A 20,000-nucleotide genomic window follows, 5' to 3' on the forward strand; every position below is an offset into this window, starting at 1 on the left:
GCGATGCGCCTGGAGACCGAGCGCCTTGTCCTCGACCTGCACGGCGTCGAGCATTTCGAACCGCTCAGGCTGATGTGGGGCGATGCGGCGGTGGTGCGCCATATCGGCCAGCCCTCGAGCGCGCAGGAGGCCTGGATGCGGCTGCTGCGTTATCGCGGGCTCTGGCCGCTGCTCGGCTACGGCTATTGGGCGTTGACCGAGAAGGCGAGCGGCCGCTTCGTCGGGGATCTGGGTTTCGCCGATTTCCACCGGGCGATCGAGCCATCGATCCGCGGCATTCCCGAGGCGGGGTGGGTGCTGGCGGGCTGGGCGCATGGACGCGGATTCGCGAGCGAGGCGCTCACCGCCGCGCTCGGCTGGCTCGACGGGCAAGGCGCATATGACAGCTCGGTCTGCCTGATCGCGCCGGAGAACGAGCCCTCCCTGCGGCTGGCGCGACGCTTCGGCTTCCGGGACGAGCGCCTCGTCAGCTTCTTGGGGCATGACACATTGCTGCTGCGGCGGGCGCGGCCAGCATAGTCAAAAGGGAAGGTGCCGGCTTCCCCACAATCATGCCGGGCATGCGGCTTGAGCCGCCGTTGCTGACAGGAGCCGCCACATTCTGCTGGCAGTGTCGCTGCTCAAAAAACTGACGAGATCTGATTGTGACGACCATGACGACCGCCGCCGTTCCGGCGCGCAAGGCCACCCGCCGCGAATGGCTGGGCCTGATCGCGATCGCCTTCCCCTGCATGATCTATTCGATGGACCTGACGGTGCTGAACCTGGCGGTTCCGACGCTGACACGCGAACTCAAGCCGACAGCGGGCGAACTGCTCTGGATCATCGACATCTACGGCTTCATGGTCGCCGGCTTCCTGATGACCATGGGCACGCTCGGTGACCGGATCGGCAGACGCAAGCTCCTGCTGATCGGCGCGGCGGCCTTCGGCCTGGCTTCAACGGTCGCCGCCTTCTCGAGCAGCACCGAGATGCTGATCGTGATGCGGGCGCTGCTCGGCATCGCAGGGGCGACGCTGGCGCCCTCGACGCTGTCGCTGATCGCTGTGATGTTCGAGGACGAGACCGAGCGCACCTTCGCGATCTCGATGTGGATCGCCAGCTTCTCGGCCGGCGCCGTGATCGGCCCGCTGATCGGCGGTGCGCTGATCGAGTATTTCTGGTGGGGATCGGTCTTCCTGATCGCGGTGCCGCCGATGCTGATCCTGCTGGTGATCGGGCCGATCCTGCTGCCGGAATACAAGGCGCCGCAGGCAGGGCGACTCGACCTCGTCAGCGCGCTGCTCTCGCTGGCGGCGATCCTGCCGGTGATCTACGGGATCAAGCATTTGGCCGAGTTCGGGCTGTCGGGGTCTGCTGTCGCCAGCATCGTCGCAGGGCTGGTGTTCGGCGTGGTGTTCGCCCGCCGGCAGACGCGCCTCGCCGATCCGATGGTCGATCTCGCCTTGTTCGGGATTGCCGCCTTCCGCGCGGCGCTGGCGATCAACCTCGCCGGCATCATGGTGATGTTCGGCAGCTTCATCTTCATGGCGCAGTATCTGCAGCTGGTCGCCGGGCTGACGCCGCTGGAAGCCGGCATCTGGTCGCTGCCTTCGGCAGTCGCCTTCACGCTCGCTTCGTTCGCGGTGACACCGCTGTCGGTGCGCTTCAAGCCCGCGACGCTGATGGCGGGCGGCATGGTGCTCTCTGGCCTCGGCTTCGCCTGGCTCGCCCTCGCGCCGAACCTCGTCCAGATCGTCGCCTCATCGATCCTGTTCTCGATCGGCTTTACGCCGGTGATCGCGCTGACGACCGGGATCGTGGTCGGTTCGGCGCCGCAGGAGCGGGCAGGGGCGGCCTCGGCCATGTCCGAGACCAGCATCGAATTGGGCGGTGCGCTCGGCGTCGCCGTGTTCGGCAGCCTGGGGGCGGCACTTTATCGCCAGAGCATGGCGGGGCTTTCGGTCACGGGTGTCGACAGCGCCACGCTGGCGCCGGCGCGCTCGACGCTCGGCGGGGCTCTGGCGGCGGCCGAGCAGCTGGCGCCGGACCAGTCGGCTCATCTGCTGCAGGCGGCGCGCGAGGCCTTCATGACAGGCTTCCACGCGGTCGCGCTGATCGCGATCGCCGGCATGGTCTTCTGCATCGCGGTGGCGCTGACGACCTTGCGTGACGCAAAGCCGTCGGCGGCGCATTGAGCGAGGCGACAGCTTGGGGCAATCCCGAGCCTGACGGCTGGATCAGGGCTCGCGCAGCAGCGCCTCGGCCGCGGCCGGGAAGCCGCGGAAGGAGAGCGGCAGCGTGACCTCGCGCTTGCCGGCGTCGAGATAGCGCATCTGGCCGGCCTCGCTGAGGCCGCGCCAGCGCTTGAAGGCGTCGTCGCTCAGTGTCGCCTCGGCGAAGCAGCCACCGGGCAGGCAGCGCTGGAAGACGGCGAGCGCCTCGTCCTTCTCGGCGACGACCACGCGCACGCTGACCTTGTCGCCGAGTGCAAGGTTCGGAGGCACCTGGATCACCAGCTTGATAGGCTCGCTCTTGACCGGCCGGCCGATGGCGACCAGAGCGATCGGGCCGCGCTGCCCCTGCTGTTCCAGGGTCTGGACGATCTCGCAGACGCGGGCTGCAACACTCTGCTGGCAGCGCAGGATCCAGTCGCCATAGGTCGCGGCGGTGTTGTCGGGCTGGGAGATGGCGCCGGGTGTCGGAGTCGCCTGCGCCTGGACCGGGCGCTGCTGGGCGGGGCGTTGCGCCGGCGCCTGCTGTGCGAAAGCCGCGCCGGAGAGGAGAGCGGCGGAGAAGGCGAGGGCAGTCTGTCGTCTCGGCATGGCTGGAATGGTCCAAAGCGGGCAATCGCCGACTTCAAGACTAGGAGTGACGGCCGCGCAAGTCGCGGTTGTGAACGGCTGTCAAGGATGCCAGCCGCTCTCCTGCGCCGGAGCCTCGTCCTTGACCTCCTGGGCGCGCGCTTCCTCGACCACCGCGAAGACCGCGCGCAACGCCGCCTCGACACCTTCGCCCGAGGCGGCCGACAGGGCGATCGGCGTGCGCCCGCTGGCGCGCTTCAGGCGGGCGAGCTGTTCCTTGCGCGCCTCCGGCGTCAGGGCGTCGACCTTGGAGAGCGCGACGATCTCCGGCTTCTCGTCGAGGTCGGCGCCATAGGCGGCAAGCTCCTTGCGCACCGTCTTGTAGGCCTTGCCTGCATGTTCGGTCGTGCCCTCGACAAGGTGCAGGAGCACGCGGCAGCGCTCGATATGGCCGAGGAAGCGGTCGCCGAGGCCATGGCCTTCATGTGCGCCTTCGATCAGGCCGGGGATGTCGGCGAGCACCATTTCGCGCGCGTCGACGCGGACGACGCCAAGGCCGGGATGCAGCGTGGTGAAGGGATAGTCGGCGATCTTCGGCTTGGCCGCCGTCACCGTGGCGAGGAAGGTCGACTTGCCGGCATTGGGCAGGCCGACGAGGCCGGCATCGGCGATGAGCTTGAGCCGCAGCCAGACCCAGCGTTCCTCGCCTGGCAGGCCGGGATTGGCGTGGCGCGGCGCCTGGTTGGTCGAGGTCTTGAAATAGGCGTTACCGAAGCCGCCATTGCCGCCCTTGCACAGCACGAAGCGCTGGCCCGGCTCGGTCAGGTCGGCGATCAGCGTCTCGCCGTCCTCGTCGAGGATCTCGGTGCCCGGCGGCACCTTGAGCACGATCGGGGGACCATTGGCGCCGTGCCGGTCCTTGCCCATGCCGTGCTCGCCGATCCTGGCTTTGAAATGCTGCTGGAAGCGGAAGTCGATCAGCGTGTTGAGGCCCTGGACGCATTCGACCACGACGTCGCCGCCGCGCCCGCCATCGCCGCCATTGGGCCCGCCGAACTCGATGAACTTCTCGCGCCGGAACGAGACGCAACCGGCGCCGCCGTCGCCGGCCTTCACATAGATCTTGGCTTGGTCGAGGAATTTCATGAGGGAGTAGGTAGTCGCATGAGCGCGCGAGAGCAATGCGTCGCCCGCCTCTCCGGGCGTCCCGAATCGCACTTCATGCAGAATTATGTTGCAGTGCAGCAACGAATGCCCATCTCGGGGGTTGTCATCCGCCAGCCCCACTCCGCGGCTGACGAAGCAAGGGCCATGACGATGCGAAAGCTCTCCGACACGATCGCCCGCCTATCGGCCTACCGCACCCAGCTTGGGACGGGGGCGGGCCCCGATATGTCCGGCCGCCTCGGCACCTTGCCGGAGTTCGGCAGCAACCCCGGCGCGCTGCTTGCCCGAACCCATCTTCCGCCCGAGCTTCCCGCCGGCGCGCCGCTCGTCGTGGTGCTGCATGGCTGCACCCAGACCGCTTCCGGCTACGATCTTGGCTCCGGCTGGTCGACGCTGGCCGATCGCGACGGCTTTGCGCTGCTGTTTCCCGAGCAGCAGCGCGCCAACAATGCCAATCTCTGCTTCAACTGGTTCGAGCCGGGCGATACGCAGCGCGGCAGGGGCGAGGCGCTGTCGATCAGCCAGATGATCGAAACGATGATCACGCGCTACGGCCTCGATCGCGGCCGCGTCTTCATCACCGGCCTGTCGGCGGGCGGGGCCATGGCCGGCGTCATGCTGGCGACCTATCCCGAGCTCTTCGCCGGTGGTGCGATCATTGCAGGTCTGCCCTATGGCGTCGCGGGTACCATTCCCGAAGCCTTCGACCGCATGCGAGCCCATGGGCTCCCGGGAGAGAAAAGGCTGCAGGATCTGGTGCGCTCCGCCTCGCGGCATGATGGGCCCTGGCCGACGATCTCGATCTGGCAGGGCAGCGCCGACCGCACCGTCGCCCCTGCCAATGCCGCAGCGCTGGTCGCGCAATGGCGCGGTGTCCACGACCTGCCTGCCGAGCCGTCCGCGAGCGAATCGGCGGATGGCCAGAGGCGCCGGGTCTGGCGGGACGCCGACGGACGCGACCTGATCGAGGAGTACAGCATTGCCGGAATGGGCCATGGCACGCCGATCGCCGGCGACGGAATCGGCCGACCGGGGCCGTATATGCTGGCCGCCGGCATTTCCTCGACACAGCGGATCGCCGGGTTCTGGGGGCTGCGGGCCGGTAAGGCAGAGAAAGCCAAGCCGTACGCGAAAACACCGGCCGCTCCGCTCCCGGCGCGCGAGCCTGCCATGGCCGCCGATCCGGCGCGGCCGGAGCCAGAACCGCCGCGCGTGACCGATCAGCCGGCTACGCCGCCTGCAGCCGCTGGCGTGCGCAAGATCATCGAGGATGCGCTGCGCTCAGCCGGCCTGATGCGGTGAAGACGGATTTCGGCCCCGCCCGGGAGGGCGGGACCGATGGGTTCAAGCGAGGCAGGGCTCCTCGCTGAAGCTGTCAGCCTGCTGCTGATGTTCGGCCGCCGGCAGCGGCGCCCAGCCGGACGCGCTCCAGCTCTTCAGCGCCGCCCAGGTCGAGCGGTCGAGCCGGAACTGCTCGCAGGGGAACAGGCCGCCACGCGCCGGCAGTGACTTCAGGAAGGAACCCTCCTGCCGGAAGCCGCTCTTCTCCAGCACCCGGCGCGAGGCCGGGTTGATGACACGGGTGTCGGCCTCGACCGCATCGATCTCGACCAGCGAGAACATCGTGTCGATCAGCGCCTGCACCGCCTCGGTGGCATAGCCCTTGTTCCAGTGCGGCGTGCCGAGCCAGTAGCCGATGAACGGCCGTCCGGTCGCCTGCTTGTGCGCGCCGATCATGCCGATCAGGTCGTTCGGCTTCTCACGCGGGGTGATCGCCAGCACGAGATGATCGCCGAGCGCATTGCCCTTGCGCGTCGCGAAGATGAAGGGATCGACTGCCTGGGTCGGATAGGGATGCGGAATCGAGGCGGTCATCTCGGCCACGGCCTTCTCGCCGGCGAGGCGCAGGATGGCGGTGGCATCGGCGATCCGCGGCCAACGCAGCCACAGCCGCCGGGTCTCGAGCCGGAAGACGTCGTCTCTCGTCAATTCGGGGAACATCTTGGTCTCTCCGTCGGCGCAAACGAAAGGGGGAGCTGGGCTTTGGTCCCATCTCCCCCTCGCTTGACCTTCGGGAAACCCGCTTGGGGCTCTTATTCCCTTGATCCGTCCGGTTCGATGGAACCGGCGGATCGAGAACATTCCCTATCCGCCGTTTATTCTGCGGCCTCTTGGGCCGGGACTACGTTCACGAAAGCTCGGCCGAGCTTCGTCGTGAATCGGACGCGACCGTTCGACGTGGCAAAGAGCGTATGGTCTTTGCCCATGCCGACGTTCACGCCGGCGTGCCATTTGGTGCCGCGCTGACGAATAATGATGTTGCCGGCCACGACCGCCTGGTCGCCGAAGCGCTTCACGCCGAGGCGCTTGCTTTCGGAGTCGCGACCGTTGCGGGACGAGCCGCCTGCCTTTTTGTGAGCCATAACGCCCTACCTCAAAAACTCTTCAGTCCATGTAACCCGAATCGGCGGCAAAAGCCACCCCGACCGGGCGTGAAGCTGCGCGGTGCCTGTCAGCGCCGGTCAGTAGTCCTCGCCGGAAGCGAGCTCGGCCTGGTCAGCCTTGGCCCGCGGCGGCTTGCCGGCGAGCAGCTCCTTGGCCTGCTCGACCCACTCCTCGCGGGTGGCGCGGCCACGCAGCTTGAGCTCTTCGTCCCACTTGGCGATATCGGCCTCGGTCCAGGCGGCGATGTCGTTCCAGGAGGTGATGCCGGCGGCGCGCAGCTTCTTCTCGATGGTCGGGCCGACGCCCGAGATCAGCGAGAGGTTGGAGGCGTCGAGGCCCTCGGCCTTGGCTTCAGCCTTGGCCTTGGCCGGCTTGGCCGAAGCGGTCTTGGCCGAAGCCTTGCCCTTGACGGTTTCGCTGCCGGCCTTGAGCGCGACCGGAGCGGCTTCGCCCTTTTTCATCTCCGGCTTCTTGCCGCCGGTGAGGATGTCGGTGATGCGCACCACGGTCAGCTCGGCGCGGAAGCCGCGCTTGCGCTTGGAATTCTGGCGGCGGCGCTTCTTGAAGGCGATGACCTTCTCGCCGCGGGCCTGCTCGACGATCTCGCCGGCGACGGTGATGTCACCGAGGAAGGGAGCGCCGATCGTCGACTTCTCGCCATCGGTCAGCATCAGGACGGAGCCGAAAGCGACGGTGTCGCCCGGGTTGCCCTCGATCTTGGCGACGGTGATGCGGTCATTGGCGGCGACGCGGAACTGCTTGCCGCCGGTCTTGATGACTGCGAACATCTTAGTGTTCTCCATGTTGAGCCCCGCCCTGTCATGTGCCCCTGCAGGGCGCACGCGGGACGGCTTTTTGGCAGTCGGTTGCGTGGTCGGGTTGCTCTTCGAGGCCCGCTGCGCCTGCCGCATGGAAGCGGCATGGTGGGCGGCAGCCAAAAGAGATCAGGCGCGGGTTTCCCCACGCCGGACGCGGCTTCCTAGTCGCGCAGGGGCGAGCCGTCAAGGAAAAGCAGCATGGCAGCGATTGATTTCAAGGCGATGACGGCGTTGTGGACGCATCGCTCCGGAAAGGCTTGTGCAGCGGGGATGCAATGTGTAGTAAGCACCCCGCCTCGACCAGAGCGACCGCGGACAGGTGGCAGAGTGGTTGAATGCACCGCACTCGAAATGCGGCATACCCGCAAGGGTATCGGGGGTTCAAATCCCTCCCTGTCCGCCATTCTATCCCGTAAGATGCTGATGTTGCTGACAAATATGTTGGGCTTCAGTTGGCGAGTCGCAAAATCACCTACAAGAGCCCAATCGCTGGGAAATACCTGCGCTTAACGGCGTAAGTTCTATTGATTTTACCGTTTGAGCGGGGATTTGCGCGAGCAGTCCTTAAGCGGGCTACGACGAGGGGCCGGGCGGCTCGCATTGAGAGCCCTAGGCTCAACGAACCATAGCTCCGACCATTCTCGAAAAGCCTCTTTATTTCAAAGGATTGCCTGATTGTCCCGGCGCCGAATCCATCCTGGGGATCGACTGAGCGCCGGGATATGAGGATGTGTCGAAGGCGCATCGCGGCAGCGAATTTCCGATTCGGTGAGACTTTCGGAGCGCAGCCGAGGATGCGTACGAGGGTGGCATTGCAGTCGGTGCGGTGAGAACAGACTTCAACGCCGGAGCGATCGCCAAGCCGCATGCGGCCAACCCAAGTGAAAGTTCCCTGTCCGTGACAGGGGCCAACGATATCTTTTTTCTCTCCGAAGCAGACGCAAAGAAGTCCGGCAAACATGGCCTTCAGGACGCGTTTGGAGAAGTTATCAAAGAATCGCAAATTGAAGTTGTATTATGAAAACTGACTAGCCATCACACTGCTGTGGCCCGAAATCTATTTCTCTCTGAAGGCCCGGCGCATCTGATCGGCCATCGGCTTGACCAAATAGCTTGCCAGCGAGCGGGGATCGGTGCGGATGAAGACCTCGACGGGCATGCCTGGCAGTAGTACCGTGTCACTCGGTATTCCGCTGCGATCGAAACGCAGGCGCACGACGAAATAGGGCTCGTCGACGCGTTCATCCTTCACCGCATCGGCACTGATCCGGATCACGCGCCCCTCGATCTCCGGCGTGGTGCGCTGGTTCAGATTCGAGAAGCGTAAGCTCGCCGGCTGGTCCAGGCGGATTTGGTTGACATCGACCGGCCTCACCCGGGCTTCAGCGATCAAAGCATCGTTCTCCGGCACGATCTGCATCAACTGTTCGCCTGCCGTGATGACGCCGCCGAGGGTATGGACGGAAAGGCTGAGCACCACGCCAGCCTGCGGGGCTCGAATCTCGACTCGCTCGCTCTGGTCGAGCGCGGTGGCTCGCTTCTCGGTCAGTTCGGACGTCTTGGCTCGGATGTCGGCGAGCTGCTTGGCGACATCGGTCCGGGCGGTCTGGTCGATCTCGATGATCTGAAGCTCCGTCTCCGAGATCTTGCCCCTGGTCTGGGCAAGCATCGCCGCGAGCTTTCCCGCCTCGCCGCCAAGCCGCGCGCGCTCACGCTCAAGTGCCATCAGGCGCGTGGAGGGGATGAGCTTCTTCTCCCAAAGCTCGCGGATGCCAGTGAGTTCCTTCTCGACCAGGTCGAGCTCGAGCCGCTTGGCCTCCTGCTGACCTTGCAGGCCTGCGCCCTCGTCGTGAAGCTGCTTGATCCGCTCGCGCAGCTGCGCCTTCTGGCCAGCGAGCGCCTCAGTACGGTAGCGGAAAAGCGTCTTTTCTCCAGAGACGAGACTTGCGAGCGACGGGTCCGATGCGGCAGCCAACAATGCAGGAGTAAAGCCGGGTTCGCTTGCCCCGTCCCGCTCCGCCTCAAGCCTGGCACGGCGCGCCGAAAGCTCCCACAAATCATTGGTCACGGCATTGAGCGTCGCCTTGGCAACTGTCGGATCGAGCCGCAGCAGGACCTCGTCTTTGGCGACGCGGCTGCCTTCGCTCACCAATATCTCGCTTACCACGCCGCCGCTCGGGTGCTGGATCCTCTTGAGCTCGCTCTCGACCACCAGATTGCCGCTCGCAATGACTGCTCCGGAGACATCGATGGCAGCGCTGAGCGTGGTGAATCCACCGATCAGCGCGACGAGCACTCCGGCAAGCGCAACGCTATGCAGCGCAAGCGAGCGTTCAAGCGTGCGTCCGGGCCTGGGCATCGGCTGCGCTCCTTCTCGATGCGGCTATCGCCCGCCCCTTCGAAGCGGTGCGCATGGTCTTGCCTTGGGCAGCGCGAGCCTGGGGCGGCGCCGATGCGGCGAGGGCCTTCAGCACCTCGTCGCGAGGCCCCAGGCGCTGGACATGCCCTTCATTCAACACCATCAGCTGGTCGACGGCGGCGAGAGCGCTCCCATGATGAGCGATGACAATGGCAATGCCGCCACGTTGCCGTATGCCGACGATGGCCCGCAGCAGCGCCTGCTCGCCTGCCGAGTCAAGGCTCGCATTAGGCTCGTCGAGCACGACAAGGAAAGGTCGGCCGAACAGCGCGCGCGCCAGACCAATGCGCTGGCGCTGGCCACCGGAGAGCATGGTGCCTCCTTCGCCGACCTGCGTGTCATAGCCGTCGGGAAGGCGCAGGATCATCTCATGCACGTCTGCTTCAGCTGCTGCGACCTGAACCGCCTCGGCCGACCGATCCATCGCGAAACGTGCAATATTCTCGGCGACGGTTCCCGCGAGCAGCTCCACATCCTGCGGGAGGTAGCCAATCGCCCCGCCGATGACGTCCCGATCCCATTGGTCGAAGGTGGCACCGTCGAGGCGGATGACTCCACGCGCGGTGGGCCAGACACCCACAACGGCGCGAGCCAAGGACGATTTGCCGGACCCACTCGGGCCGACGATGCCGAGGGCGCTGCCGGCCCGCAACACGAAGCTGGCATTGGCGACCACGGCTCGTTCGGAAGCGGGAATGGCCACGCTGACAGCCACGACAGATAGTTCCCGCTTCGGCAATGCGATCGATGTCGGGCCCTGGCGGCTCGGCGTAGACGTCAGCGCCGCATCGAGCCGGGACCACGACTGACGCGCGGCAACGAACCCGCGCCAGTTCGCGATCGCCAACTCCACGGGTGACAGAGCGCGGATGGTCAGGATCGTTGCCGCCAGCATGATGCCGCCGGAAGCTTCCTGATGGATGACGAGCCAAGCGCCCAGCGCAAGGACTGCCGACTGCAGTACCGTGCGCAGCAACCGCGTCGCGGCATTCAGATAGCTCGCGAGACCCTGGGCCGCATCCTGACGATCGAGATAAGTATGCGTCCGCTCGAGCCACCGCCCCTGCATCCGGCTACGCATGCCAAGCGCATCGATCATCAGCGCATTGCGGCGCATTTCCTCGGTCCGCCGACCACGCGCTGTCGACAGGGTGGCAAGCTCCTCACTGGAGCGGGCGGTGAGGCGGTCGCCTGCCCAGGTCAATAAGCTCAGCAGGACGGCACCGGCAAGGACCGCGACCCCGAGGCCAGGGTGAAATGCGAAGCACAACGCGACATAGAGCGGAGTCCAGGGCAAATCGAAGAAGGCGGCACTGCCGCCGCCCGCGAAGCTGCGGATCGTATCGAGATCACGGATCGCCTGGAGCCCCTCGGCGCCCTGCGCTTCGGCCAGGACATGCAAGGCTTTCGGGCTGACGCGGTCCGCGAAAAGACGACCGATCCTGATCAGCATGCGGCTGCGAAGCACCTCGAACAGGCTCTGAAACAGGAACATGGCGAGGGCGAACAGGCTTAGGCCGATCAGGGTTGCCTCGCTACGGCTCGGTAGAACGCGGTCATAAACCTGGAGCATGAAGAGCGGGCCTGTCAGCATCAGCAGATTGATCACGCCACTGGCGATCGCGACACTCGCGATCGCTCCGCCCACCGGGCGTAATGCGGCCTTCAGTTCGGACGCGGCCTTCGTCTTAGCGGCAGGCGACGACATGGGCGAACTTCACCTAGCGTTTTCCGGGAAGGGCGGCGCGATGATGCGCCGCCCAACTCAGTGTCAGATCAGGCCGAGCGCGTGGCCGAGCCCGCCGCCCGACTGACCGTGATTGTCGAGGTCCAGCAACGAAGTCACAGTGCCGATGACGCCACCGTCTGATCCATCTGCCTCGATCACGTTCGTCACCGTGGCTAGCAGCCCGCCGCCCCCGTCCGCCGTCGGCGTGAGCAAGCCGGCGAGGCCATCGGTCCCGGCGCCGTCAAGCGAGGGAATGACGATAGCGCTGCCGAGGCCAGCTGAGGCGGCGTCGTTGGCGAGATCGGCCAGCGCGCCTTCCACGGTCTGGCTGATGCCGGCCAAAAGCCCGCCGGCGTCCGCAGTTCCGCCGCCGAGGCCGAGCGCCTGCGTCGTCGAAACAAGCCCGTCGATGGCGAGCGGAATGCCGATGGCAGTTCCACCGGTGTCACCGAAAGTGTCGAGGGCCTGGCTGACCGAGCCTGTCAGACCATTCGGGGAATTGCTGAGACCACCCTCCGTTGTGCCAAGGATGTTCGCGACGAGATCCCCGGTTGCAGTCAAGGTCACGTCGAGCTGATGACCTGCGTCGGTCAGGCTTGGCGTACCGTTCCCCGAGAGAAGCTCGCCGGGGAGCTTCAGGACGTCAGTGACGAGATTGCCGCTGCCGTCCGAGTTCGAGCCGACCAAGTCGAGGGTCGTCGTCAGATTGTCCACGAGGCCCCCCACGACACCGAGAGCCCCGCCGCCACCCGGGCTGAGCAGGTCCCCGACCTGGTCGAGGTCGAGGCCGCTACCGCCGATGATGCCGTCCGATCCGAGCAAGCCGAGACCCGACGGATCTGAGCCAAGATCTTGCGGGATCGCGGTGATCAGCCCGGCCACGCCATTGGCGAGATCGCCGACATGGTCAGCGACATGCGTCACTGCGCCGAGGACATCGCCACCAGCGAGCAGGGTGCCCGGCAAGTTGACGACGTCGGTAACGAGATTGTCGGTCGTGCCGATTTTGCCGAGGCCGATCGTCTCGCCGAGGTTCGTCACAGCGTGAGTGACATAGGTCAAGCCGATCTCGTGGCTCGCACCTTCGAGGAGTTGGTGGAAATCGAGGACCAGCTCGTTCGCGGTGTCGATCAGCGGCCTTTCGCCCGCGCCCGTCACCGTCTCAGTCACGTCATCGACGAACTGGCCAGCATAAATTGTAGCAGAACCCAGATTGTTGATGGCGTCAGCAACATTGCCGGTCGTCTCGTTGAGGCCGCTCACCTCGCCCGGTAGCTTGGTGACATCTGCAACCAGCGTCTGGTTGGTGTCATGGCCAAGGTCGGTGAGGCTATGGCCGAGCGCCTCGACGAGAGCACCGGGTGAGGCCACAGTCTGGCTGCTGCCTTCGCTAGCCGTGAGCAACGCTGCTGAGCTGACGGAATTGATCAGGTCTGCGACTTGCGAAGAGGCGCTGATGGCGGGCTGTGCCTCATCCGGGCTGCCCTGGGCGCTCAGAAGATCCAGCGGGATCAGCGAGGCGAGCTGAGCGGTGAGCGCATCAGCCGAAAGTCCACCTGGTTGTGTAAAAAGTGATTCGGAGCCGGCTATGGCTTCGATGCTACGCATTCCCAGTAGATCGTTCGAAACCATCATCATGATTACCTCCTGCGGTCGGTCCTTGATCCTCCTCCAGCCAGTTCGATCGGTACGCATAGGCACAATTTCAGTTCCGATCCGCACTATTTATGGGTAAACAATCGATTGAGAACTCATGTAGGCTGCTAGATATCGAAGATGATAAGCCAAGTGGTTCGGCAGCAAACTGATTGCCGAACTGGGTAATAGCAGCCCTGCGACGCTCCCTATCAGGAGGTCACCGCATGCCTTGGCGCCCTTCGCCTACGGGTCGAAGGGTAGCCGCAGCGGTACGACGGTCGACCGCGAGCCGCATGGCAAGCCTGCCAGAGCCGAGGCGTGCAACAAGAAGACCTGCAGCATTGGTCAGGCTCCAATGTCCTGATGTGGCACACTTCGGCGGTGAGAAAGCACTACTGATGCGCAGCCTCGTCGGCCACGGAGCCGAACCGGAGCTGCCCTGTTGCTCTTCCGGTCTCATAAAGGCCTCGCAATTCGTCAGGCCTGAAGTCGAGTGGGTCTACGGCTTCCGGCACGCTCGTCGGCAGCGCGACGAGGTGGAAGCGGGCGCCGGCTCGCCTGGCTTTCGCTTCGGCGTCCTGAACGGAGGTGTACACCAGCTGCCGGATGAGCTGGGTGATGCCGCGTCGCGCCAGACCGAGCATGTGCCGCGCTTCGCTCCGCAGCGCGGCGTCGCGACTGACATGTCCGTTGGCGATGACCCAGACATGCGTCGCGACAGTCCTGCGTGCCTTGAGCATGAAGGCCTCAAGCGGAACCGGCGTCTTGACGCCGCCGTCGCTATGGACGGCGAGCTTGCCTTCCTGGTCGCGCACATACACCGGTTCGACCAGCCCCGGGACGGCGGCCGAAGCGACGAGGACGCCGAGAAAGGCGCTTTTGCGATCGCCCTGACCCGAGGCGATCACACCCATGTCCCAAAGAACCGAGCGGCCGGCCGTCATATCGGTGGTCGTGACATAGAGGCGCCGACCCGCCGCATGCGCCGCCGCGACGGCGTCGAGTGTGGTTTCGTCGATCACCTCGTCCAACAGGCGGCGCAAGGGCGCGGGATCGTAGAGACCCGTTCCCAGCAACGTTTTGACCCCGTTGGAGCGGAAAATGTCGCGGGTCCGCGTGGAGGTGTATATGCGTTCCAGCAGTGCGTCATAATCCGGGCCCAGGAACGCTGCCGTGGCCTGCAAAGCGCCGGTCGACGTGCCGGAGACGATATCGAATTGCGGGCGCCGGCCGCTGGCCGTCCAGGCCGTGATGACCCCGGCCCCAAACGCCCCGTCCGCCCCGCCGCTCGTCAGAACGAGAATGTGGCGGGGGGAACCGGCGCGTCGCGGCAAATTTGGAGCAACCGCGGAGGAGCCGTCTACTCGGCCAGTGGTCAGCATGGCTCCGCTGGCGTCGACGACGAGGCCAGCGTCGGCGCAGCCCGACAGCAGCAACGCCAAGCACAGGGCGGCCAGCTTTGCCCGGCGGCGGGGCGTGGGTGCTGCGCTTCGCGTCACGCGAATGCCATTCCCACCATTTCTTCAGACAGCGCCCAGAGCCGCGCAGCGGCGGTGCTGTCGGTCGCCTGCTGGGGCGGCGTCTCCTCCGTCGGAAAGCCGCGCGTCCCGCCGAGCCTGTCGGGACCGTAATAGCCGCCGTCTCTCGCCGACGGCGCCGTCGCCGCGTAGAGCGTCGGCAGCGCTCCCTGCCACGCCGGCTGGAACAGGAAGGAAAGGTGGCGGCGCGCCAGTCCAGCGATGCTCCACCGGCCGGCCTGGTTGGGGATCAGATCCGTGCGCGTGATCCCCGGATGCGCCGCCAGGCTCTGGACGCCCCAAGCAGCGGCCCGGCTGCGGCGGCTGAACTCCAGGGCGAAGATGATGCAGGCGAGTTTCGACTGCGCGTAGACCGGCATCGACCGGTAGGCGCGCGCCGCCTGCAGGTCGTCGAAGTCGATGGCGCCGCGGCGCGCGGCGACACTGCCGAGCGTGACGACACGTGGCAGCTGCCTCCGCCTGAGCAGGGGAAGCAGGTGCGCGGAGAGTGCGAAGTGCCCGAGATAATTGGTGGCGAACTGCAGCTCGAAGCCATCCGCCGAAACGCGCCGCTGCGGCGGCTGCATGATTCCGGCATTGTTGATCAGAAGGTCGAGGCCGTCGTGCTCGTCGGCCAGGCGCGCCGCAAAAGCGGCGACCGAGCCGAGACTAGCAAGATCGAGCTCCGCAAATCGGACTTTCGCATCGGGCACGGCCGCCCTGATCGCCGTGACCGCATCCGCGCCCTTGGCGGGATTGCGGCCAGCGATGATCACGTCCGCACCGGCACCAGCAAGCGCGAGCGCGTCTTCATAACCCAGTCCACCGGTGCCGGTGACGACGGCCGTCCGGCCGCGCTGCGATGGAATGTCGGCGGTGGTCCACTGGCTCATAAGCAATACCGATCCTTGAGGTTGGGCCGAAACCGCGGGCTCTCGTCCGGTCCTGCCGGCGAGCGAGGTCGCCTTTTGCCGACGAACCCTACGCGCAGGCGAAGAGACGGATTGCGCTGGCTCTTGCGCCTATCGACGACGATCGCCCCTAGCTTCGAGGCCGGGAGAATGCCTGGGAGGCGGCTCGAGCGGCTATGCCTCAACTCCCAAAAAATATGCCTGATCCTGCAATCGAAGCCCGCAGATGGCCGGCTCGGTCCGGTCAGGTCGATCCTGCGGTTCGGCTTCGTCCATGGGGAGGGAGGGCGATCGCCGCTGCCCCTTGCTGGCGGAGGCCCGGCTCCATCCCGCCCAACGGATGAGCATGGTGCACCATGTCGATATCGGCACGGCGACGAGGCTCGCTCTCTCCGCCGCGCTCGACGGCCGCATCGTCAATATCGGCGACGACGCGCCGACATCGCTTCACGAGCTGGTGGAACTGGCCGGGGCGTTTATGGCGCCTGTCACGGAGCCGTTGGCGTCCCCCTGGCGCCTTCATATGGACGTCTCGCTCGCCAGGCGGCTCGGTTTCCAGCCCGTCGTCAGAACTGTCTGTCAGGCCGCCGAGCTGGATGTGATGTGAAGCCGGGCGCAGCGATCCGCTAAGCCGCTGGCATCTTGCGGCTGGCATAGGTGGCATAGAGGCGGGCCTGATTCATCGCGTCCCGTTTCGGCGCGACGCCGAAGGTGCGGGAATACTCCCGGCTGAACTGGGACGGGCTCTCATAGCCGACCTGGTAGGCCGCCTGTGCGACGCTCGCGGCATCCGCCACCATCAGGCGCCGCGCCTCGAGAAGCCGCAGCTGCTTCTGGAACTGGAGCGGGGTCATCGCGGTCAGCGACTTGAAGTGCTGATGGAAGGAGGACTGGCTCATGCGCGCCGCCTCCGCGAGCGTTTCGATCCGCACCGTCTTGGCGAAATCCTCGCGCAGAATCCGGATCGCCCTCGCAATGCGCTCGCTGCTCGATTCCGGCAGAGTGAGGTTGCACAGCTCGCCGCCATGCGGCCCGCTCAGCAGCAGGTAGCAGATCTCTCGCATCACCGATGGGTAGAGGACGGGGATCGCACCGGGCGTCTGGGAGATCCGGATCAGTCGCTGCACGCAGTCCGCGAGCGCCACGTCGACCTGGCCCACGAAAACGCAAGGTCCCGAGCCGGAAGCGGGGCGGGGTAGAGGGTCGAGCTGGGCCAACACGTCTCGCAGCATCGCCACATCGAGATCGATGGTGACGCCGACGAAAGGCCTGTCCGGTCCCGCCTCGATGATCCGGCCGGTGCCCGGCAACTCGATGCTGACCACCAGATACTCCATGGCGCGATAGTCCAGCATGGCGTCGCCGAAGAGGATCTGCTTCGCGCCCGCCAGGACGAGGCAGAGCGAGGGCCTGTAGATCCGGCGCATCGGCATCATCTGCTGGAATGAGCGGACGATGCTCACGCTTTCGATACCCGTCGGAAACAGACCCTGGCCGCCGCCCTGCGCCTCGATATAGGCGTTGACCATGGCGAGCAGCGGCGCGGTCGCCGGCGCCTCCGGCAGAGGAGCCAGCGGTTCCACGAACTCGCTGGTCACCCGCCGCCCATCTGTAGGAACAGGCAGATTTATTACGATTTCAGACATTCTGGTCGCCCGATCCCCATTCTAGCTTGCCTCGTCTCATGCAGGCGAAAGGCGCAAAAATCATGGCGGAATCGGCGACCACGTCGAGGGACAGTTTGGAACTCTTGCCGGATGCGGCCCAGAGATACGGTGCCGGCAATGTAGAAGGCTGGCGTGCCGGAGCGTTGTTGTTGACGTTCTTCCTTGTCAGCGCACTGTCTCAGGTCGACAGGATTTTGCCCTATATCATGGCGGAGTCGATCAAGGCGGAGTTGTCGCTCAACGATACTCAGATCGGACTACTGACCGGGGTCGCCTTCGCTGTCTGCTACACGCTGCTCTCGCTTCCGCTCGCACGCGCCGCCGACCGCGGCTCGCCGCGCTTCGTGCTGGTTTCGTGCATTTTTTTGTGGAGCGCGATGACGGCGCTCGGTGGGCTGGCCTCGAGCTTCCTGCTCCTGGCTCTGACACGGTTCGGGGTGGCCTTCGGCGAAGCGGGCGCGATGCCTGCCGCCCATGCGATCATCGCCCGCCGGATCCGGCCCGAGCGGCGGGGGCTGGCGATCGGCCTGTTCGCCATGGGCATTCCGCTCGGCACCATGGTGGGTTTCGCGGCGGGCGGCGCGCTCGGCGATGCGCTGGGCTGGCGCATGGTGCTCATCGGCGCGGGCATCATCGGCTTAGCGATCGGAGCGATGGCGCTAGCCGTGCCCGGGCCGACGCCGCCGCGTAAGACCGAGGCGATCTCGAAGGAGCCTTTCCTGCGGACAAGCTTCGCCCTGTTGTCTTCTCCCGGGTTTCGCTGGCTCTTCGCCGGCGCCGTCGTCGCCAGCTTCGCAGCGGCACCGTTCTATGTCTTCGTGGCGCCATTCCTGATCCGCACTCACGGCTTCACCGCCAGCGAAGCCGGGTTGGCTTTCGGCCTGCTGCAGGGCCTGATGGGCATTGCCGGGACCTTGCTCGGCGGCCGCTTCTTCGACCGCGCCGTCCGCACCGGTACCGGCCGCGTTCTCGGTCCGCCCGCGATCATCTTCCTGCTCGCGAGCATTCCGATGACGGCGGCGTTGTTCGTTCCGGTCGGATGGGTGTCGATTCTGCTGCTGGTACCGAGCATGTTCTCCTTCGCCTTCATGCTGCCATGGGGCTTCGGAGCCGCGCATCTGGTCGCCGGAGAGGGTAGGGAGGCCATGGCGACGAGCCTGGTCATGATCGGCTCCGGCCTGCTCGGTCCGGCTCTCGGTCCGCTGCTGGTCGGTGTCGTCAGCGATACAGCAACGGCAGCCGGGCTTGCGAACGGCCTGGGCATCGGCCTGCTGATCATTCCTGCGGCGAGCCTGCTGACCGGCCTCGCGCTGCTGACCGCGAACCGGCGCGTCGCCGCCCGACTGCGCGGGGCTGTGACCGGCGACGCGTCCCACTTCTGATCCGGCTCCGGGAAAACGCGAATGCGCACCTATCTCGTTTACGGCACTTTCGGCTGGCTCGTGGTCACTGGCCTGCTGCACTTCATCGTCGACGTCGTCGCGCAATATCTGCGCGGCGCGCGGGCGCCCGGGCTGGCGACATCGATCTACTATGGTCTCAACACATCCTTCGCGTTCGGGCAGGTGGTGTTCGGGCTGCTTTGCCTGTGGCTGGCCTGGCGGCAGCCGGGTTTCATGGGAGAGCGCATGGCCGTGGTGCTGTGCCTGACGGCCGCCGCGGGATGGTTGGCGATTACCTTCGTTTTCATGGAGTACTGGGAGCCGAAGCTCAACGCGGCGGTCTTCGCGGCGCTTCTGGTCGCGTCGGTGCTGATGTCCTGAGGCTCGGGCGGAGGCTCGGCGCATTGATTGGGAAGGCGTGCGCCTACTCTCTCAGTCGATCGCGCGCCCGTCTCTGGGCGGTGCGGATCAGGCCTTGATACTGCCTCTCCTTGCCCGGGTACCAAGGCATGTTGGCGATCGTCCCGAAGCCGGGAATCGTCTCCATATGCGCGACCATGCGGCGGCGCATCGTGGCGTCCGGCAGGGGGCCGCGCATCGCCATGAGATTGTCGATGATGTGGTCGGGGTTCGAGGTTCCGCAGAGCACGCTGGTCACGGCCGGATGGGCCATGGCCCATTTGAGGAAGAATTGAGCCCAGCTCGTTGCGCCGAACTCGCTCGCGAAACCGGGCAGACGATGGCCTTCCACCACCTTCAGCAGTCGTGCCTTTTCGAGCGGAAGGTTCACCAGCACGCCGACCCCGCGGTCGGCCGCTGACGGAAGCAGACGCTTCTCGGCATTGCGGTCGAAGATCGAATAATTCGTCTGGACAAAGTCCACATCGCCCTTCTCGACGATGTGGATCAATTGCTCATGGGCGGCGGTCTCATGGTGTGTGACCCCCAAATGCCGGATTTGGCCCTCCTTCTTCCACGCCTGCATCATCGGGACGATCACCGGCGCGTTGACGATGCTGTGGCATTGCATGAGGTCGATCGGCGAGCGCCACGTGCGCAGCTTGGACTGCTCGAGGCTGGCGGTGGCTGCACCGACATCGCCGAGATATTCGCCCGTCGCCCAGATCTTGTTGGCGAGGAAAACCTCCGTTTCAGCCGGCGTTTCCGCGAGGAAGGCGCCGACGCTGGCCTCGGCCGAACCGTAGAGGGGCGAGGTATCGACCACCCGACCGCCACCTGCGACATAGAGCCGGAACACCTCCCTGATGCGCTCGCGCGGCGCGCCCGGCATGAGATCGAAGGTCAGGAATGTACCGAGCCCGAGCGCAGTCAGGTTCTGTCCTGTGCGCGCGATCCGACGCGTGATGGGTTGTCCGCTCATCGCTCCGGTCATGGCGCCGGAAAGCGGCGGACTGTTCGTCTGGGCTTGTGCGAGTCGCGGGCACCCCAGCGCGGCGGTCGCGCCGCTGACGGCCCCGAGAAAGCCGCGGCGGTCGAGATCTGTCGGCCTGCGGGTCATGTCTC

19 protein-coding genes and 1 tRNA gene are annotated in these 20,000 nt (G+C 65.8%); 8 read left to right on the forward strand and 12 right to left on the reverse strand.

Annotation, left to right across the window (positions count from 1 at the left end):
* Positions 1-3 precede the first annotated feature (3 nt).
* Both CXY91_RS15005 and CXY91_RS15010 read left to right on the forward strand, forming a co-directional pair.
* On the forward strand, positions 4-519 hold the full coding sequence (locus CXY91_RS15005) for a GNAT family N-acetyltransferase (protein WP_100962149.1): 516 nt from the start codon (positions 4-6) through the stop codon (positions 517-519).
* Between the two features lie 122 nt (positions 520-641).
* Entirely contained in the window at positions 642-2,177 is a 1,536-nt protein-coding gene (locus CXY91_RS15010; protein ID WP_465246865.1) for an MFS transporter, read from the forward strand.
* A gap of 42 nt (positions 2,178-2,219) precedes the next feature.
* Here the strand turns inward: CXY91_RS15010 and CXY91_RS15015 are convergent, their stop codons facing one another.
* Positions 2,220-2,804, reverse strand: coding sequence for an invasion associated locus B family protein (locus CXY91_RS15015; RefSeq protein WP_100962151.1), 585 nt, complete (start codon positions 2,802-2,804; stop codon positions 2,220-2,222).
* A gap of 81 nt (positions 2,805-2,885) precedes the next feature.
* Positions 2,886-3,929, reverse strand: a complete 1,044-nt coding sequence (gene obgE / locus CXY91_RS15020; protein WP_100962152.1) for a GTPase ObgE — start codon at positions 3,927-3,929, stop codon at positions 2,886-2,888.
* Positions 3,930-4,100: 171 nt separating this feature from the next.
* On the opposite strand from obgE, the gene CXY91_RS15025 reads away from it, so the two are divergent.
* Positions 4,101-5,252, forward strand: coding sequence for an extracellular catalytic domain type 1 short-chain-length polyhydroxyalkanoate depolymerase (locus CXY91_RS15025; RefSeq protein WP_100962351.1), 1,152 nt, complete (start codon positions 4,101-4,103; stop codon positions 5,250-5,252).
* A gap of 42 nt (positions 5,253-5,294) precedes the next feature.
* On the opposite strand, the gene CXY91_RS15030 is transcribed toward CXY91_RS15025, so the two are convergent.
* From CXY91_RS15030 to CXY91_RS15040, 3 genes are all read right to left on the reverse strand, one after another.
* A complete protein-coding gene (locus tag CXY91_RS15030) occupies positions 5,295-5,951 on the reverse strand; it encodes a GNAT family N-acetyltransferase (RefSeq protein ID WP_100962153.1) in 657 nt (218 codons plus the stop codon).
* Positions 5,952-6,106: 155 nt separating this feature from the next.
* Complete coding sequence (gene rpmA, locus CXY91_RS15035) at positions 6,107-6,373, reverse strand: 50S ribosomal protein L27 (RefSeq protein ID WP_091842353.1); 267 nt, start codon at positions 6,371-6,373, stop codon at positions 6,107-6,109.
* Positions 6,374-6,472: 99 nt separating this feature from the next.
* Complete coding sequence (locus tag CXY91_RS15040) at positions 6,473-7,183, reverse strand: 50S ribosomal protein L21 (RefSeq protein WP_100962154.1); 711 nt, start codon at positions 7,181-7,183, stop codon at positions 6,473-6,475.
* A gap of 343 nt (positions 7,184-7,526) precedes the next feature.
* On the opposite strand from CXY91_RS15040, the gene CXY91_RS15045 reads away from it, so the two are divergent.
* Together CXY91_RS15045 and CXY91_RS30225 are read left to right on the forward strand one after the other, a co-directional pair.
* A tRNA-Ser gene (locus CXY91_RS15045) sits at positions 7,527-7,616 on the forward strand.
* A 423-nt stretch (positions 7,617-8,039) separates the two neighbouring features.
* The gene (locus CXY91_RS30225) at positions 8,040-8,234 is read left to right on the forward strand and encodes a hypothetical protein (protein ID WP_158673428.1); all 195 of its coding nucleotides are present in this window, start codon (positions 8,040-8,042) and stop codon (positions 8,232-8,234) included.
* Positions 8,235-8,270: 36 nt separating this feature from the next.
* On the opposite strand, the gene CXY91_RS15050 is transcribed toward CXY91_RS30225, so the two are convergent.
* The 5 genes from CXY91_RS15050 to CXY91_RS15070 all read right to left on the reverse strand — a co-directional run bounded on the left by CXY91_RS15050 (position 8,271) and on the right by CXY91_RS15070 (position 15,409).
* On the reverse strand, positions 8,271-9,572 hold the full coding sequence (locus CXY91_RS15050) for an HlyD family type I secretion periplasmic adaptor subunit (protein ID WP_100962155.1): 1,302 nt from the start codon (positions 9,570-9,572) through the stop codon (positions 8,271-8,273).
* Positions 9,547-11,340, reverse strand: coding sequence for a type I secretion system permease/ATPase (locus CXY91_RS15055; RefSeq protein ID WP_100962156.1), 1,794 nt, complete (start codon positions 11,338-11,340; stop codon positions 9,547-9,549). The genes CXY91_RS15050 and CXY91_RS15055 overlap by 26 nt, the downstream gene beginning before the upstream one ends.
* Before the next feature lie 63 nt (positions 11,341-11,403).
* A complete protein-coding gene (locus tag CXY91_RS15060) occupies positions 11,404-12,999 on the reverse strand; it encodes a hypothetical protein (RefSeq protein WP_100962157.1) in 1,596 nt (531 codons plus the stop codon).
* Positions 13,000-13,391: 392 nt separating this feature from the next.
* Entirely contained in the window at positions 13,392-14,441 is a 1,050-nt protein-coding gene (locus CXY91_RS15065; protein ID WP_158673429.1) for a patatin-like phospholipase family protein, read from the reverse strand.
* Between the two features lie 53 nt (positions 14,442-14,494).
* Entirely contained in the window at positions 14,495-15,409 is a 915-nt protein-coding gene (locus CXY91_RS15070) for an SDR family oxidoreductase (RefSeq protein WP_100962159.1), read from the reverse strand.
* A 364-nt stretch (positions 15,410-15,773) separates the two neighbouring features.
* On the opposite strand from CXY91_RS15070, the gene CXY91_RS15075 reads away from it, so the two are divergent.
* Positions 15,774-16,034, forward strand: coding sequence for an NAD-dependent epimerase/dehydratase family protein (locus tag CXY91_RS15075; RefSeq protein ID WP_158673430.1), 261 nt, complete (start codon positions 15,774-15,776; stop codon positions 16,032-16,034).
* A 19-nt stretch (positions 16,035-16,053) separates the two neighbouring features.
* On the opposite strand, the gene CXY91_RS15080 is transcribed toward CXY91_RS15075, so the two are convergent.
* Positions 16,054-16,956, reverse strand: a complete 903-nt coding sequence (locus CXY91_RS15080; RefSeq protein ID WP_248307514.1) for an AraC family transcriptional regulator — start codon at positions 16,954-16,956, stop codon at positions 16,054-16,056.
* A gap of 287 nt (positions 16,957-17,243) precedes the next feature.
* On the opposite strand from CXY91_RS15080, the gene CXY91_RS15085 reads away from it, so the two are divergent.
* Positions 17,244-18,476: an MFS transporter gene (locus CXY91_RS15085; RefSeq protein WP_248307500.1), complete on the forward strand. Its 1,233-nt coding sequence runs from the start codon at positions 17,244-17,246 to the stop codon at positions 18,474-18,476.
* Between the two features lie 21 nt (positions 18,477-18,497).
* Positions 18,498-18,857, forward strand: a complete 360-nt coding sequence (locus CXY91_RS15090; protein ID WP_100962162.1) for a hypothetical protein — start codon at positions 18,498-18,500, stop codon at positions 18,855-18,857.
* Positions 18,858-18,900: 43 nt separating this feature from the next.
* Here the strand turns inward: CXY91_RS15090 and CXY91_RS15095 are convergent, their stop codons facing one another.
* A complete protein-coding gene (locus CXY91_RS15095) occupies positions 18,901-19,995 on the reverse strand; it encodes an aldo/keto reductase (RefSeq protein ID WP_100962163.1) in 1,095 nt (364 codons plus the stop codon).
* Positions 19,996-20,000 lie beyond the last annotated feature (5 nt).

The organism is Allobosea sp. FBZP-16, assembly GCF_002831785.1.
In the GTDB taxonomy this organism is placed as follows: domain Bacteria; phylum Pseudomonadota; class Alphaproteobacteria; order Rhizobiales; family Beijerinckiaceae; genus Allobosea; species Allobosea lupini.